Origin of the sequence: Acinetobacter sp. HR7, from assembly GCF_000773685.1 — a bacterium.
In the GTDB taxonomy this organism is placed as follows: Bacteria; Pseudomonadota; Gammaproteobacteria; order Pseudomonadales; family Moraxellaceae; genus Acinetobacter; species Acinetobacter thermotolerans.
Window position 1 is genome coordinate 1 of sequence record NZ_JPQO01000054.1, and the last position, 13,280, is coordinate 13,280.

At 45.6% G+C, this 13,280-nt stretch carries 16 protein-coding genes; 12 read left to right on the forward strand and 4 right to left on the reverse strand.

Going from position 1 to position 13,280, the window contains the following annotated elements; genetic code table 11:
• Positions 1 to 24 precede the first annotated feature (24 nt).
• The gene (locus tag GW12_RS15315; protein WP_227504123.1) at positions 25 to 138 is read left to right on the forward strand and encodes an excalibur calcium-binding domain-containing protein; all 114 of its coding nucleotides are present in this window, start codon (positions 25 to 27) and stop codon (positions 136 to 138) included.
• Between the two features lie 54 nt (positions 139 to 192).
• Here GW12_RS15315 and gigC read toward each other — a convergent pair whose 3' ends face one another.
• The gene (gene gigC, locus GW12_RS03630; protein ID WP_034583531.1) at positions 193 to 1,074 is read right to left on the reverse strand and encodes a LysR family transcriptional regulator GigC; all 882 of its coding nucleotides are present in this window, start codon (positions 1,072 to 1,074) and stop codon (positions 193 to 195) included.
• An 85-nt stretch (positions 1,075 to 1,159) separates the two neighbouring features.
• On the opposite strand from gigC, the gene GW12_RS03635 reads away from it, so the two are divergent.
• Positions 1,160 to 1,921 carry a ferredoxin--NADP reductase gene (locus tag GW12_RS03635; RefSeq protein ID WP_034583534.1) on the forward strand — a complete coding sequence of 254 codons (762 nt, stop codon included), beginning with the start codon at positions 1,160 to 1,162 and terminating at the stop codon, positions 1,919 to 1,921.
• A gap of 284 nt (positions 1,922 to 2,205) precedes the next feature.
• Here the strand turns inward: GW12_RS03635 and GW12_RS03640 are convergent, their stop codons facing one another.
• Entirely contained in the window at positions 2,206 to 2,628 is a 423-nt protein-coding gene (locus tag GW12_RS03640; protein ID WP_034583536.1) for a hypothetical protein, read from the reverse strand.
• A 152-nt stretch (positions 2,629 to 2,780) separates the two neighbouring features.
• On the opposite strand from GW12_RS03640, the gene eat reads away from it, so the two are divergent.
• From eat to GW12_RS15845, 7 genes are all read left to right on the forward strand, one after another.
• The gene (gene eat, locus GW12_RS03645) at positions 2,781 to 4,223 is read left to right on the forward strand and encodes an ethanolamine permease (protein WP_034583537.1); all 1,443 of its coding nucleotides are present in this window, start codon (positions 2,781 to 2,783) and stop codon (positions 4,221 to 4,223) included.
• A 21-nt stretch (positions 4,224 to 4,244) separates the two neighbouring features.
• On the forward strand, positions 4,245 to 5,630 hold the full coding sequence (locus GW12_RS03650) for an ethanolamine ammonia-lyase subunit EutB (RefSeq protein WP_034583539.1): 1,386 nt from the start codon (positions 4,245 to 4,247) through the stop codon (positions 5,628 to 5,630).
• A 9-nt stretch (positions 5,631 to 5,639) separates the two neighbouring features.
• Positions 5,640 to 6,455, forward strand: a complete 816-nt coding sequence (eutC, locus tag GW12_RS03655; RefSeq protein ID WP_034583541.1) for an ethanolamine ammonia-lyase subunit EutC — start codon at positions 5,640 to 5,642, stop codon at positions 6,453 to 6,455.
• Positions 6,456 to 6,594: 139 nt separating this feature from the next.
• A complete protein-coding gene (locus GW12_RS03660) occupies positions 6,595 to 6,984 on the forward strand; it encodes a hypothetical protein (RefSeq protein ID WP_034583544.1) in 390 nt (129 codons plus the stop codon).
• Positions 6,985 to 7,191: 207 nt separating this feature from the next.
• On the forward strand, positions 7,192 to 9,027 hold the full coding sequence (locus GW12_RS03665; protein WP_034583547.1) for a mechanosensitive ion channel: 1,836 nt from the start codon (positions 7,192 to 7,194) through the stop codon (positions 9,025 to 9,027).
• A gap of 68 nt (positions 9,028 to 9,095) precedes the next feature.
• On the forward strand, positions 9,096 to 9,284 hold the full coding sequence (locus tag GW12_RS03670; RefSeq protein WP_034583550.1) for a hypothetical protein: 189 nt from the start codon (positions 9,096 to 9,098) through the stop codon (positions 9,282 to 9,284).
• 113 nt (positions 9,285 to 9,397) lie between these two features.
• Positions 9,398 to 9,550 carry a hypothetical protein gene (locus GW12_RS15845; protein WP_171077657.1) on the forward strand — a complete coding sequence of 51 codons (153 nt, stop codon included), beginning with the start codon at positions 9,398 to 9,400 and terminating at the stop codon, positions 9,548 to 9,550.
• A 28-nt stretch (positions 9,551 to 9,578) separates the two neighbouring features.
• On the opposite strand, the gene GW12_RS03675 is transcribed toward GW12_RS15845, so the two are convergent.
• Positions 9,579 to 10,778, reverse strand: a complete 1,200-nt coding sequence (locus GW12_RS03675; protein WP_034583553.1) for an NAD(P)/FAD-dependent oxidoreductase — start codon at positions 10,776 to 10,778, stop codon at positions 9,579 to 9,581.
• Between the two features lie 182 nt (positions 10,779 to 10,960).
• Here GW12_RS03675 and GW12_RS03680 point away from each other — a divergent pair, with 182 nt between their 5' ends.
• Positions 10,961 to 11,290, forward strand: coding sequence for a membrane protein (locus tag GW12_RS03680; RefSeq protein ID WP_034583561.1), 330 nt, complete (start codon positions 10,961 to 10,963; stop codon positions 11,288 to 11,290).
• On the opposite strand, the gene GW12_RS03685 is transcribed toward GW12_RS03680, so the two are convergent.
• The gene (locus GW12_RS03685; RefSeq protein WP_034583554.1) at positions 11,287 to 12,159 is read right to left on the reverse strand and encodes a 1-aminocyclopropane-1-carboxylate deaminase/D-cysteine desulfhydrase; all 873 of its coding nucleotides are present in this window, start codon (positions 12,157 to 12,159) and stop codon (positions 11,287 to 11,289) included. The two genes, GW12_RS03680 and GW12_RS03685, sit on opposite strands and share 4 nt — an antisense overlap.
• A gap of 179 nt (positions 12,160 to 12,338) precedes the next feature.
• On the opposite strand from GW12_RS03685, the gene GW12_RS03690 reads away from it, so the two are divergent.
• Together GW12_RS03690 and GW12_RS03695 are read left to right on the forward strand one after the other, a co-directional pair.
• Positions 12,339 to 12,527, forward strand: coding sequence for an NF038215 family lipoprotein (locus GW12_RS03690; protein WP_034583556.1), 189 nt, complete (start codon positions 12,339 to 12,341; stop codon positions 12,525 to 12,527).
• Between the two features lie 104 nt (positions 12,528 to 12,631).
• Entirely contained in the window at positions 12,632 to 13,255 is a 624-nt protein-coding gene (locus GW12_RS03695; protein WP_034583559.1) for a LysE family translocator, read from the forward strand.
• Positions 13,256 to 13,280 lie beyond the last annotated feature (25 nt).

A 13,280-nucleotide genomic window follows, 5' to 3' on the forward strand; every position in this document is an offset into this window, starting at 1 on the left:
GGGGTTCAGCGGACGCTTACCGAAATGCGGTCTTATGAAGAGGCTTTATATTTTCAGCGTCATTGCCGTGGAACCAGACTCGACAATAATGGCAATGGTGTTCCCTGTGAAAATGACATTCGCTGGTTGAAAAAATAAGTGTAGTCATGAAATAAAAAAGCGCCCTAAGGCGCTTTTTTATTTCAGAGAAGATTATTTATCTTCACAGAATTTCATAAAGGCTTTCAGACCTGGGCCTTGATATTTCTGACGGTGTACTAGCATAAACAGCGGACGGGTCAGAGACCAGAACGGAGTATCCAGAACGACTAACTGACCTTTTTCACGTAAAGGTTCAATCGCCAGTTTGGAAATACAGGACATACCTAGACCACCAGCCACGATCTTCAGAATCGCTTCGTTATGACCTAAGGTCAGGCGGATATTGGCATCGGGCAGGTCTTGCAGAATCGCGTTATCAAAGACTTCACGGGTGCCTGAACCTTCTTCACGCAGAATCCATTCCACTGTTTTAAAGTCTTCTGCAGTTAATGGGCGATCCAGTTGTGCTAGTGGATGATCCGGCGCACAGCATACCGCGAGTTCATCATCACGCCAGTGGATACATTGCAGCTGTGGCAGGTGACAAGAACCTTCGATCAGGGCGAGATCCAGCTGGAACTGGTTCACCGCTTCTATCATCTGGCGGGTATTGCCGACTTGCAGCTGTAGATGGGCTTGTGGCTGGATTTTCAGGAAGTCCGCCATCAGGTCAGGCATCAGGTAATCGGAAATGGTCAACGTCGCACCGAGACGCAGGTCGATGCTTTGCAATTCACCTTTGGCTGCCTGTTCGAAAGCTTCACAACGGCCAAGTATTTCAAGGGCTTGTGGGAGAAGGAAACGACCTAAGTCATTAAGCTGTAAACGCTTTCCAAGACGGTCGAATAAAGGCGCGCCAAGACCATCTTCTAAATCTGCTAAAGCCATACTCGCCGCACTTTGGGTGAGTTTGACTGCATCACTGGCTTTGGTGACGGTACCTTCTTGAGCAACTGCTACAAAAACAGCCAACTGGCGTAGAGTCATGCGCATGAATAGAGCCTTAACATTTAAAAAATATTAATAAATTATGTTGTCATGCTAACATGAGCACAGTATTTGATGCCACGTTTGAATCATGTCTATTGAAAAATTTAGCTTAGAAAAGGTTTTATCTGTACACCGTTGGACCAATACGCTGTTTAGTTTCACTATGACCAGACCCGCACATTTCAAGTTTACCGCAGGGCAGTTTGCGAGGATCGGCTTGAAAGTCGGTGATGAACTTGTGGTTCGGGCATATTCAGTAGTGTCATCTCCCTTCGATGAAACTCTGGAATTCTTTTCAATAGTTGTTCCTGAAGGAAAATTTACTTCGAATTTACAACATCTTAAGGTGGGTGATGAACTTTACCTTGAGAAGATTCCTTATGGTTATCTGACCCTTGCTCGTTATCAACTGCCTTTGCCGCATGATCTCTGGTTGCTGGGCACAGGGACTGGTCTGGCACCATTCTTATCGATGCTGCAGGACTTTGAAACCTGGAATAATTACAAGCACATTAACCTCGTTTATAGTGTACGAACCCAAGCTGAACTGGCCTATGTTGACCGTATTCAGGAAATTGCCGAGACCTTTGGCGAAGGTCATAACGGCTTTAAATTTATCCCAATCATTACACGTGATCCTGAAGCAGCATTACATGAACGTCTGCCAATTTTGATTGCGAATGGTGACCTGGAAAAAGCTGCGGGCATGCAGTTTAATCCTGAAACCAGCCATGTGATGCTGTGTGGTAACCCGCAGATGGTCGAAGATACCAAAGAAGCCCTTAAAGCTCGTGGCCTCACCATGAACCGCCGTGGGGAAGGTAATATCGCGGTAGAGAATTATTGGTAATTCCTTCAGGGTTCCTCCCTTTGAAAAAGGGAGGTTAGGAGGGATTAACATTATTAGCTTACTTATCTGTCCTTGAATCCTCCCCAAACCCCTCCTTTGTCAAAGGATGGGGCTTTTTACCTCTTCAAAGGTGAGCAGCATTGCTGCACAAGGGAAGGTATTAAGCTGAATGAACTATAGTCTGAAAATAGAATCCCCCTAAATCCCCCCTTTGTTAAAGGGGGACTTTTATTTTCTTTAGGCACAAAAAAACCTCCATACGGAGGTTTTTTATTGCGGTCATCTTAGTGAACAAACATATCCATAAATTCACGGATTTCCTGAATTGCAGTATCGACATCCGTGGTGAGCCAGGTCGGTTCAAAGAAGCCGGCATAGTGTTCGATACGTTCCGCAGGCACGACCAGACGCACTGGACATTCTTCTTCTAGGAGGCGCCATGGAATAATCGGCACATCATTGTCGAGCCAGGCCGCTACATTGCGCACATCAATAATCATGGCATTAATGCAGTCCGGAAATGGCATCACAGACATTTCTTCCGTGCGACGACGGAAATATTCCAGATCCTGCCAGCGCAGCAGATAGCTTGGCTTGCTGAATTCAATAATTCCAATCAGATGTTGATCACGGGTGTAGTGCAGGGCACATTGATGTGTGACGTCAGTGTCAAGATCAAGCGATACACTTTGTTGACGATACGCCATATAACTCGGGTGTATAAATAGGAGGTGCAAGATTATAGCGCATTTCAGTTGAATAGGGCAGCGCTGCAAATCTGTTTACATAAAAGCCAGAATGGAACTGGTATGGCTTATGCATATCCTCAACGTACAACGAGAAAAACAAAGAGGTTTATATGTCAGAGTCAAAAAGTGTCATTGATACCGGTGTACCCGGAGCTGTAGAACAAGAAGATTATTTTGCCCTGCGACAGTTGAAGAAAGGTGCTGTCGGCTGGTTGCTTCTCGTAGGTTTGGGGGTGGCTTACGTCATTTCCGGGGATTTCGCAGGCTGGAACTTTGGTCTGGCACAGGCTGGTTGGGGCGGCATGTTTATCGCGACAATCGTGGTCGCTTTCATGTATTTGTGCATGTGTCTGGCGATGTCGGAAATGTCGACCATGTTGCCGACCGCAGGTGGTGGTTACAGTTTTGCCCGTACCGCATTTGGTCCATTTGGCGGCTATCTGACTGGTAGTGCTATCCTGATTGAATATGCAATCGCACCTGCTGCCATTGCCTGTTTCATCGGGGCATATTGCGAAGCACTATTTGGTATTGGCGGCTGGATTATTTATCTGGTTAGCTATCTGATCTTTATGGGCTTACACCTGAAAGGAGCAGGTGAAGCACTGAAAGTCATGTTTATCATTACTGCAATCGCAGCAGTAGCATTGATGGTGTTCATCTTTGGGATGCTGCCGCATTTTAATAGTGCAAATCTGTTTAATATTGCCGTCAATCCTGAAGCAGCAGGCGCAAGTAGCTTTCTGCCACTGGGCTATCTGGGTATTTGGGCTGCCGTACCGTATGCGATCTGGTTCTTCCTGGCAGTTGAAGGTGTACCACTGGCAGCAGAAGAAGCCAAAGATCCAGCGAAATCTTTGCCACGTGGTCTGATTGGTTCCATGCTGATTCTGGCATTCTTTGCTTTAAGCATTCTGCTACTGGGGCCGGGCGCTGCAGGTGCCGATGTCATTAAAGATTCTGGCGCGCCACTGGTCGATGCGCTGGTTACAGTCTATGGCGCGAATACCTGGATGGCAGGCTTTGTGAACTTCGTGGGCCTTGCTGGTCTGATCGCAAGCTTCTTCTCGATTATTTACGCGTATTCCCGTCAGATTTTTGCACTATCCCGTGCCGGTTATTTACCGAAAAAACTGTCCCTGACCAATAGCAATCATGCACCTCATCTGGCGATTATCATTCCGGGTATTATCGGCTTCCTGCTGTCACTGTCTGGTGAAGGTGACTTGCTGATTCTAATGGCCGTATTTGGTGCGACGATTTCTTATGTGTTGATGATGATGTCCTACATCAAACTTAAAGTCTCTCGTACAGATCTGGCACGTCCATATAAAGCACCGGGCGGTATTGCGACAGCTTCGATTGCGCTGGTACTGGCTGCTATTGCAGTGGTGGCAGGCTTCCTGGTCGATCCAAAAGTCTGGCTCATGGCTGCTGCAATTTATGTGGTGCTGATTCTCTACTTCCTGTTGTATAGCCGTCATCATCTGGTGGCCGGTACACCGGAAGAAGAATTTGCCAGCATTGAAGCTGCAGAAAAAGAACTGAATTAAAAACACAGGGAGCACGCGCGAATGTTGTATCAGATCAATGTAGCTAATCAGCATTATGTCTTTGCCGATCTGAAAACCCTGATGGCTAAGGCAACGCCAGAGCGATCAGGAGATCAGCTGGCGGGGATTGCTGCCAATGATGCAACTGAGCGTGTCGCTGCACAAATGTGTCTGGCTGAGGTACCGTTAAAACAGTTTCTGAATGAGGCACTGATTCCTTATGAACAGGACGAAGTGACCCGATTGATTCTGGATGAACATGATGCGGATGCTTTCTATCCAATTTCGCATTTTACCGTGGGAGATTTCCGTAATTGGCTGCTCAGTGAAGATGCCACAACTGATAAGTTATCTGCGCTAAAGATGGGACTGACGCCGGAAATGGTGGCCGCCGTCAGTAAAATCATGCGTAATCAGGATCTGATTCTGGTCGCGAAAAAATGTCGGGTGGTGACCCGGTTTCGAAATACCATCGGGCTGGAAGGACACATGGCGGCACGCTTGCAGCCGAACCATCCTACCGATGACCTGATGGGCATATCCGTTTCCATTCTGGATGGCCTGATGTATGGCAATGGTGATGCGGTGATCGGGATTAATCCGGCGACAGATAATCTGCAGAATTTATCTGAGTTACTTAAATTACTCGATCACATCATTCATGAATATGAAATTCCAACCCAGTCCTGTGTGCTGACCCATATCACGTCTGGGATTCAGCTGGCGAATAAAAATGTTCCGATCGACCTGATGTTTCAGTCCATTGCCGGAACCCAAACCGCCAATACCGGTTTTGGGATTAATCTGGCTTTGTTGCAGGAAGGCTACGAAGCCACCTTAAGTCTGAAACGCGGTACAGTGGGGCAGAACGTGATGTACTTTGAAACAGGACAGGGTAGTGCCTTATCCAGCAATGGCCATCATGGGGTAGATCAACAGACTCTGGAAGCACGTGCTTATGCCGTGGCACGCAAGTTTAATCCACTACTGGTCAATACTGTAGTCGGATTTATCGGCCCGGAATATCTGTATAACGGCAAGCAGATTATCCGTGCCGGCTTGGAAGATCATTTCTGCGGCAAGCTGCTCGGAGTGCCAATGGGCTGTGACATTTGCTATACCAACCATGCTGATGCCGATCAGGATGATATGGATGTATTGCTGACTTTGCTGGCGAATGCCGGACTAAATTTTATTATGGGCATTCCGGGATCTGATGATGTGATGCTGAATTACCAAACGACCTCATTCCACGATGCGCTATATATCCGTCAGTTGCTGGGTCTGAAACCTGCCCCAGAATTCGCCGCATGGCTGGAACAGCAGGGTATTCTGGCTCAGCAGGCCAATCAGTTACATTGGCCGACCGAACTGCCAAAAAACTTTTCCCAATTATTGTTATCTTAAGGAGGTAGGATGAAACTGGTTCCAGATATCAAGTATGACTCCAGACTACAAGACAATCCTTGGGAGAAACTGAAATCCTATACTGATGCGCGCATTGCCTTGGGGCGTGCTGGCGGGAGTTTGCCGACCAAGCCGAGTCTGGAGTTTCAGTTGGCGCATGCACAGGCCAAAGATGCCGTGCTCAAGCCGTTCCATGTGGAACATTTAAAACAAAGCCTGAATAAAATCGGCCTGCCGATACTGGAAATAGAAAGTCAGGCAGTTGAAAAAGATATTTACTTGAAACGTCCGGATCTGGGGCGATTGCTTTCCGAATCCTCCAAAAACATGCTGCAACACTATCGTGCCGAGCATAAGGATGATTGGGATGTGGTGATAGTCGCTGGAGATGGGCTTTCCGCCCGCGCGATTGAAGAAAATGCCTCATATTTTATTCCCGCTCTGGTCGAAGCCTGTCAGGAACAGGGCTGGAAGATTGCCCCGATCATTCTGGCCAAAGGCAGCCGGGTGGCACTGGGTGATGAAGTGGCTGAAATTCTCAAAGCTAAAATGCTGGTGATGCTGATCGGTGAACGTCCAGGCCTCAGTTCACCCGACAGTATGGGTATTTATTACACCTATAATGCGGTAAAAGGCTGTCATGATGCGCTACGTAACTGTATTTCCAATGTCCGTCCTGCCGGATTGTCTTATCCATTAGCGATTCAGCGCCTGATTGCCTTGATGGCAAAATCCTGCCAGTTACAGCTGTCCGGTGTGCAGTTAAAAGATGAACATGAAACACCGGTTGCCGTACAGGATCAACCACAAAAAAGACTGTTTTAGACCCTGAGATAACAATTGATTTCTGTTTAATTTTAAACTTACACGCCGTCACCATCTCACTTAGTTTTTTCACACAACTGAAAAATCAGCTTGTTAAGATGAAATTCTAAATATGTGAATAACAACAGTGAGGTTGGTTATGGCTAATGATTTCAACAAAACACCACCTTCAGACTATGATGAGGATACACGGCAGAAAAAAAGGATTCCTGTCTATATTCTGATTTTAGTGGGTATCTTCCTGCTGGCGCTGCTGTTTTATATGTTCGCCGATATAAAACCTACACCTAAAGAAGCGCCGCCAGATCATCCGAATCCAGCCGCTGAACCGGCGACCATGAACAATACGACTCCAGCTCAGGCTGAGGAAGGACGTAGTCAGGATCTGGATCAGCCTGCGAACTTAAGCGGTGTCACTGGTACTACTGATGCCACTGCAGAAGGCACTGCAGGCGGAATGGATGTTGGTGTGGCTACTGATAGCGACGGCACTAGTAGCGATGGTACTGGTAGTACTGCTGGACAGTAAAATCCCTCTTAAAGCCCTGGTTAACAATCAGGGCTTTTTTGCAAGCTAATGTACTGATTTGTTGTAGTTCTGCATAACTGAATTGAATAAAAAAACTTCAACTTCTAATGTGAGAAAGTTACAACAAAAAGGTTTTACAACTCCAGTATAAGAAGTCTGTAAATACTTATTTATAACGACAGTAAAACTAAAAGAGGGCAGGATGACATGAACGAATATATAAGAGGCCCAGGTGGTTATGATGCCGTGTACTTTTGGGAGCAGTTTCATCCCATATTGAGTGCAGTGGTCATTCTACTAATCGGTTGGGTCATTGCTTTGCTAGTCTCCGCAGGCGTGAAAAAAGTCCTGCAGAAACTGGGTACCAATGAACGGTTAAGCCATGCTACAGGGCATCGCTCTAATGTTGAAAATATCATTGCCAGAGTCGTGTTCTGGATCATTCTGATCATCGCGGTGGTTGGTGCACTGAATGTCCTCAATCTGACTAATGTCAGCGGACCGTTCAGCAACATGCTGCAGCAGTTCTTGCTGTTTATTCCTCAGTTGCTGGCTGCGATCGCCGTCGGTTTTATTGGCTGGATTGTGGCGAATCTAGTCAAGGTTGGACTTCAAAAATTACTGGATCGAACGCAACTGGATGAAAAACTCAGCTCGGAAGTCGGCGTTAAGCCCCTCAGTGAAAATATCAGCGAAATTATCTACTGGCTGATTCTGCTGTTATTCCTGCCAATTGTCCTGTCGATTCTGGGCTTGAGCGGATTGCTCTATCCAGTCCAGAACATGGTCAACGATGTTGTGGGCTATCTGCCAAACATCTTCATCGCCGGCGTAATCATCTTTGTCGGTTATATTCTGGCGAAAATTGTCCGCGGTATTGTCGAAGGATTGCTGCGTAGCTTGAATGTGCAGCAGCAAGCAGAGAAAGTAGGGCTGTTCAAGAACTCCAATGTGATTCAGGTGATTGGCACCTTTATTTTTGCAGTGATTATCATCACGGCACTGATCATTGCCTTTGAAGCATTGGGTATTGAGGCGATTTCACAGCCAGCGACTGCGATGCTGTATGAGGTGATGAATGCCATCCCGAATATCATTGCCGCAGCGCTGATTCTGATTCTGGCTTATGTGGTCGCAAAACTGGTGGCGAATCTAGTTACTGAACTGGTCGCAGGCACGGGTGTTGATGAAATTCCGGCAAAACTGGATCTGCAACGTTTCCTGGGTCAGACTAAACTGTCGTATGTTGTCGGTTGTCTGATCATCCTGTTCACCATGCTGTTTGCAGTGTCTGAAGCGGCCGACCGTCTAGGCTTTGAACAGGTCAGCGACCTGATCGCGATGTTTATCTATTTTGGTGCAAACATCCTGCTCGGTGCCGTGATTCTGGTCATCGGTTTCTGGCTGGCGAATATCGTAGCCAATATTGTGCAGCGTGGTGAGTACAACAGCTCACGCTGGCTGGGTAATCTGGTGCGTGTGTTGATCATGGGGCTCGTCGTTGCGATGGGCTTGCGTGCTATGGGTATCGCCGATTCGATCGTCAATCTGGCCTTTGGTCTGACTTTGGGTTCAGTAGCAGTCGCTTTCGCGCTGGCCTTTGGTCTGGGTGGCCGTCAGCCGGCAGAACGTGTATTGACGGATTTGATCGATAAAGCGAAACGCGAAGCCAAAGAACCGAATCCCTTAAAGAACAAAGAGGATAGTACATCAGGATTGGCATCCAGTCTGGCTGGCACGACGGGTGCTACCTCAACTACATCGACTTCTGGAGGAACCACGATGTCTACTCAAGGACGGGGAAATGATGACAATGCGCCGATGCGTACTGATCTTTCCAACAGTACGCCTGCAACGCTGACTACAGCACCCCAGGACGATGAAGCATCGGGTGTAGATCAGGTCACTCCAGATGTGGATCAGGCTGTGCTGGATGAGCTCAAGGTTGATCCGACTCATCCACCTACCAATAATCCATTTGGTTCGACCGGAGAAGATGAACCTGATGTGGACAGTCATCCAAACAAAGATGACCCGAAATAACCTGTTCAAACCATTCAAAATCGGCCACCTTTAGGTGGTCGATTTTGTTCACTGATGAGGAACAATTCATGAAAATAAAAAAACCAAATAAAATTGTGGCACCTTTAGTGATTGCGGGGATTACCATTGGCTTTCTGACTGCGGCCTATCGTTTTATTTTTAGTGGTAATAGCGAAATTCAGGACGAGCAGCCTGTTGAACCTAATCTTCAAGCCGAACCATCGGATTCTGAAGAAGAAAATCAAGAAAAATCATAAGGCTGAGACTGGTTTATATTTTTATTTCATGTAATATTTAAATGAATATTAGAGTATTTGGTCTAATATTTGCTTAAGGATAATAAATGATAAATAAAATGGAGATCAATAAAATGTTGAAAGTACTTAAAAACGTTTTAAACATGGGTTCAGAGGGTGAAGTTGCAAGTTATCTGCAAGAAGCGGCAGAGAAAATGCAACTGACAATTGACCGTTTGCAAAATACGGCCAATCTTGTTCTGTTCAAGACCGACTATCTGGAGTAAATCAAAACGTCTCTAGATAGTGCATTGATTAGACATATTCCGATGCGGCATGGGCAGATGACCATGCCCATTGGAAATTAAATCCACCCAGATGCCCAGTTACATCCAGTACCTCACCCACAAAATACAAGCCTTTCCGTTTCTTGCTTTCCATGGTCTTAGATGAAACTTCTGTAGTATCCACACCGCCTAAAGTCACTTCTGCAGTACGATAACCTTCAGTTCCTGATGGTTTTACTTCAAAGCCATGCAGGCGTTTGGCAATCTGTTCCAGCTTGTCATCACTGATATTGCCAATCGAGGTTTCTGCTACTTCAGCCCAGATCAGGTTCTGCAGTTCCACAACAACACTTTTTGGTAAATACTCGGTGAGTAAAGTCCGTAACAGTACTTTAGGCTGGCTCTGTTTCTTGATTTTAAAGAAATCAAAAAGTTCTTCACCCGGCAGGAAATCAATCTTAAAGCTTTGACCCACATCCCAGTAATTCGAGAGTTGCAAAGAGCTTGGACCACTTAAGCCACGATGGGTAAATAACAGTGCTTCGGTAAAGCTATTTAATTCATTTGACAGTGTCGCCTCTACAGCATTGCCACTGAGTCGGGTGGTAACTTCTTTAAAGCCATCCGAGAAGGTGAAAGGCACCAGACCGGCACGGGTCGGATAGACATGATGACCAAACTGCTTGGCAATCTCATAGCCGATCCCTGAGCCGCCAAGGGTAGGAATAGACAGTCCACCAGAAGCCACCACCACAGATTCCACATCAAAATAACCGAGGGAAGTTGCCACCTGAAAGCCTTGATCATCGATTGCGTTGACTGCTTTGACTTCACAGTTGGTTTTGATGTCTACCAAGCCAGTTTTGTCACATTCTGCGAGCAGCATCGCCAGAATTTCTTTGGCACCATTCAGGGTAAACAGCTGACCATGCTTGCGTTCTTCATACTCAATGCCGTATTCACAGACCAGACCGATAAAGTCCCAGTTGGTATAACGGCTTAATGCAGAGATTACAAAATGCGGATTGCGCGAAATATAGTTACTTGGTTCGACATACAGGTTGGTAAAGTTACATTTACCGCCACCTGACATGAGGATTTTTTTGCCGACCTTGTTGGCCTTTTCCACCACGATGACTTTGCGACCACGTTGCGCAGCCATATACGCCGTCATTAAACCGGACGCACCTGCACCTATGACTAAAACATCGTATTGTTTGGAAGACATGACACACTCAAGGGAGAAGAAAAGGACAGCATTATAGACAATTTTATCCGAGCTTTCTCTAGTGATCCTGCTGCAAGTTGAATTACAGATTCCCAGCAAATCTCTATCGCAACCCGTTTGTATTCAGGATCCCTAGTTTATATAGTTTGAGACATAATAAAAATATACAGGGAGAAAAAATGATGGCAGATATAGAAAAACTAAAACAATATAACCTCATTACTTATATTCTTTATATTTTAGGATTTTTTGTTGGTGTGACCCCGATTATTGCCGTGATTATGAATTACTGGAAACGCAATGAAATGCAAGGCACCTGGCTGGAAAGTCATACCACCTGGCAGATTCGAACTTTCTGGGTGAGCCTGATTGGCTATCTGATTGGCGGACTATTAACAGCGGTACTGGTGGGCTTTGCAATTTTGTTTTTTGTCTTTGTCTGGAATGTTTACCGACTCGCAAAAGGATTGATTGCCCTGAATAATGGTCAGCCAGTCGGGCCGATGGTTTAGATATCTAGTAAAGGATCTCGACCCTGCAAGCCACCAGTATGAATCACCAAAATTTTTGAACCTGCAGGGAAATGACCTTTTTGAATCAGGTCAGTCAGACCCATGAGCATTTTTCCGGTATAGACCTGCTCTAAAGGAATGCCATGTTCAGCTTCGAAGTCCTGAATAAATTGGAGCAGTTCAGATGTAGTTTTGGCATAACCGCCGCAGCAGTAGTCGTCGATAATTTGCCAGTTTCGTTTTGACGTCAGTTTGGCAACGTCATCATTTAGAAATGAACCTTTAAGCGCTGAAAAACCCAACACCTGCTGATGATCCTGACTAGCTTCAATCAGGCCAGCAATCGTTCCACCGGTGCCAACCGCACAGCAGATCACATCAAACTGGGTGTCTGCGGGTTTAAGAATCTCTTTACAGCCCTGAATGGCGAGATCATTGGTGCCACCTTCCGGAATCACATAATGGTCTGGAAACTGCTGTTGTAGTTCTACCAGAAATTCTGGTTTCTGCTTATGTCCATACTCCTCACGGCTGACAAAATGCAGCTGCATGCCAAAGTCCTGAGCCGTTTGCAGCGTTGGATTGAGAGGTTTGTCTTTCAGTTCCTCTCCGCGAATAATACCAACGCTGGTAAAACCAAACTGATGCGCTGCAAATGCTGTAGCTGCAATATGATTGGAATATGCTCCACCAAAAGTCAGTAGTTTTTGATAACCAAGACGTTGTGCTTCCAGAAAGTTATATTTCAGTTTAAAAAACTTGTTTCCCGAAATTTGTGGATGTACCAGATCCAGCCGGCGAATCGTAACTGGCATGCCATGAATATTTATAGTCTGGTCTATGATTTTCTGGGCAATTGAATCGAACATAATCAGCAGAAAGATGATGAGTCAAAGTAGTATAGCGAAGTTAGTGAATCCCGAAACCAGCTTTTATTTTCCAAGCAAAATGCTTACTTTAAGATGCAGCTTGTCACAAAATAATTGCATGAAAATTAAACATAAAGTGCTAATCTAGTTTAAGACAATATAAGGAAGAGGGTAGCATAATGAAAAAACTATCCTATTTATTATTAATCATATTCCTGAGCAGCCTAGCAGCCTGTGATAATGATCAGATTAATCGGCCCAAAACTGCTGAAGCCCGAACCATGATCATTGGCGGCGTACCAGTCCATGATCGCGATTATCGCCTGCCACAACCCCAAATTATTGCCCAGGATATTCAGCAGCGTTAACTGAACATTTATTAATTAAAGTTAAGATTTCGCACCATAAAAATGCAGCATTCGTGCTGCATTTTGCATAGAATAACGCAATCAAGATTTAGCTGAGTTGTATTGTGGAATCATTTTTGATTTTGGGTTCGATTGCCTTTGCCTTAATGTTAGGTGCAATGAGCCCTGGTCCGACATCGATTTATGTTGCGAAAAATTCGATTGCGATTTCACGTAAGCATGGTTTGTTTACAGCTTTGGGGACAGGCACAGGTGCTGCCATTTTTGGTATGCTGGCTGTACTTGGCTTGCAGGCATTTTTACTGGCGGTGCCGTCAGCCTATCTGGCTTTAAAAATTTGTGGTGGGATTTATCTGCTTTGGCTGGCATTTAAAATTATTAAACATGCCAAAGAGCCGATCAGCTCGGATGATGAAACCACTACGCAAATGTCACTGCGCCGTGCTTATACTACTGGCCTGATTACTCAATTGTCTAATCCTAAAATTGCCATTGTTTTGGCTAGTATTTTTACAGCACTTTTACCAAAAGAGATTCCGACTTATTTCTATGTGGTGCTACCAATTCTGTGTTTTTTTATTGATGCAGGCTGGTGTTCGCTGGTGGCAGTGGCACTCTCCGCAGAAAAGCCCCGTCGTGTGTATTTAAAGTTTAAGGCAGGCTTTGACCGTGCGGCTGGGGCGGTGATGACAGCTTTGGGCTTAAAATTGATTTTTGGGATGAAATAAAAATTCCCTCTCCCTGTGGGCATAG

Excerpts from the sequence above, each read along its gene's own strand:
- GW12_RS15315 (WP_227504123.1), top strand. The coding sequence starts at position 25 with ATGCGGTCTTATGAAGAGGCTTTATATTTTCAGCGTCATTGCCGTGGA.
- gigC (WP_034583531.1), bottom strand. The coding sequence starts at position 1,074 with ATGCGCATGACTCTACGCCAGTTGGCTGTTTTTGTAGCAGTTGCTCAA.
- GW12_RS03635 (WP_034583534.1), top strand. The coding sequence starts at position 1,160 with ATGTCTATTGAAAAATTTAGCTTAGAAAAGGTTTTATCTGTACACCGT.
- GW12_RS03640 (WP_034583536.1), bottom strand. The coding sequence starts at position 2,628 with ATGGCGTATCGTCAACAAAGTGTATCGCTTGATCTTGACACTGACGTC.
- eat (WP_034583537.1), top strand. The coding sequence starts at position 2,781 with ATGTCAGAGTCAAAAAGTGTCATTGATACCGGTGTACCCGGAGCTGTA.
- GW12_RS03650 (WP_034583539.1), top strand. The coding sequence starts at position 4,245 with ATGTTGTATCAGATCAATGTAGCTAATCAGCATTATGTCTTTGCCGAT.
- eutC (WP_034583541.1), top strand. The coding sequence starts at position 5,640 with ATGAAACTGGTTCCAGATATCAAGTATGACTCCAGACTACAAGACAAT.
- GW12_RS03660 (WP_034583544.1), top strand. The coding sequence starts at position 6,595 with ATGGCTAATGATTTCAACAAAACACCACCTTCAGACTATGATGAGGAT.
- GW12_RS03665 (WP_034583547.1), top strand. The coding sequence starts at position 7,192 with ATGAACGAATATATAAGAGGCCCAGGTGGTTATGATGCCGTGTACTTT.
- GW12_RS03670 (WP_034583550.1), top strand. The coding sequence starts at position 9,096 with ATGAAAATAAAAAAACCAAATAAAATTGTGGCACCTTTAGTGATTGCG.
- GW12_RS15845 (WP_171077657.1), top strand. The coding sequence starts at position 9,398 with ATGTTGAAAGTACTTAAAAACGTTTTAAACATGGGTTCAGAGGGTGAA.
- GW12_RS03675 (WP_034583553.1), bottom strand. The coding sequence starts at position 10,778 with ATGTCTTCCAAACAATACGATGTTTTAGTCATAGGTGCAGGTGCGTCC.
- GW12_RS03680 (WP_034583561.1), top strand. The coding sequence starts at position 10,961 with ATGGCAGATATAGAAAAACTAAAACAATATAACCTCATTACTTATATT.
- GW12_RS03685 (WP_034583554.1), bottom strand. The coding sequence starts at position 12,159 with ATGTTCGATTCAATTGCCCAGAAAATCATAGACCAGACTATAAATATT.
- GW12_RS03690 (WP_034583556.1), top strand. The coding sequence starts at position 12,339 with ATGAAAAAACTATCCTATTTATTATTAATCATATTCCTGAGCAGCCTA.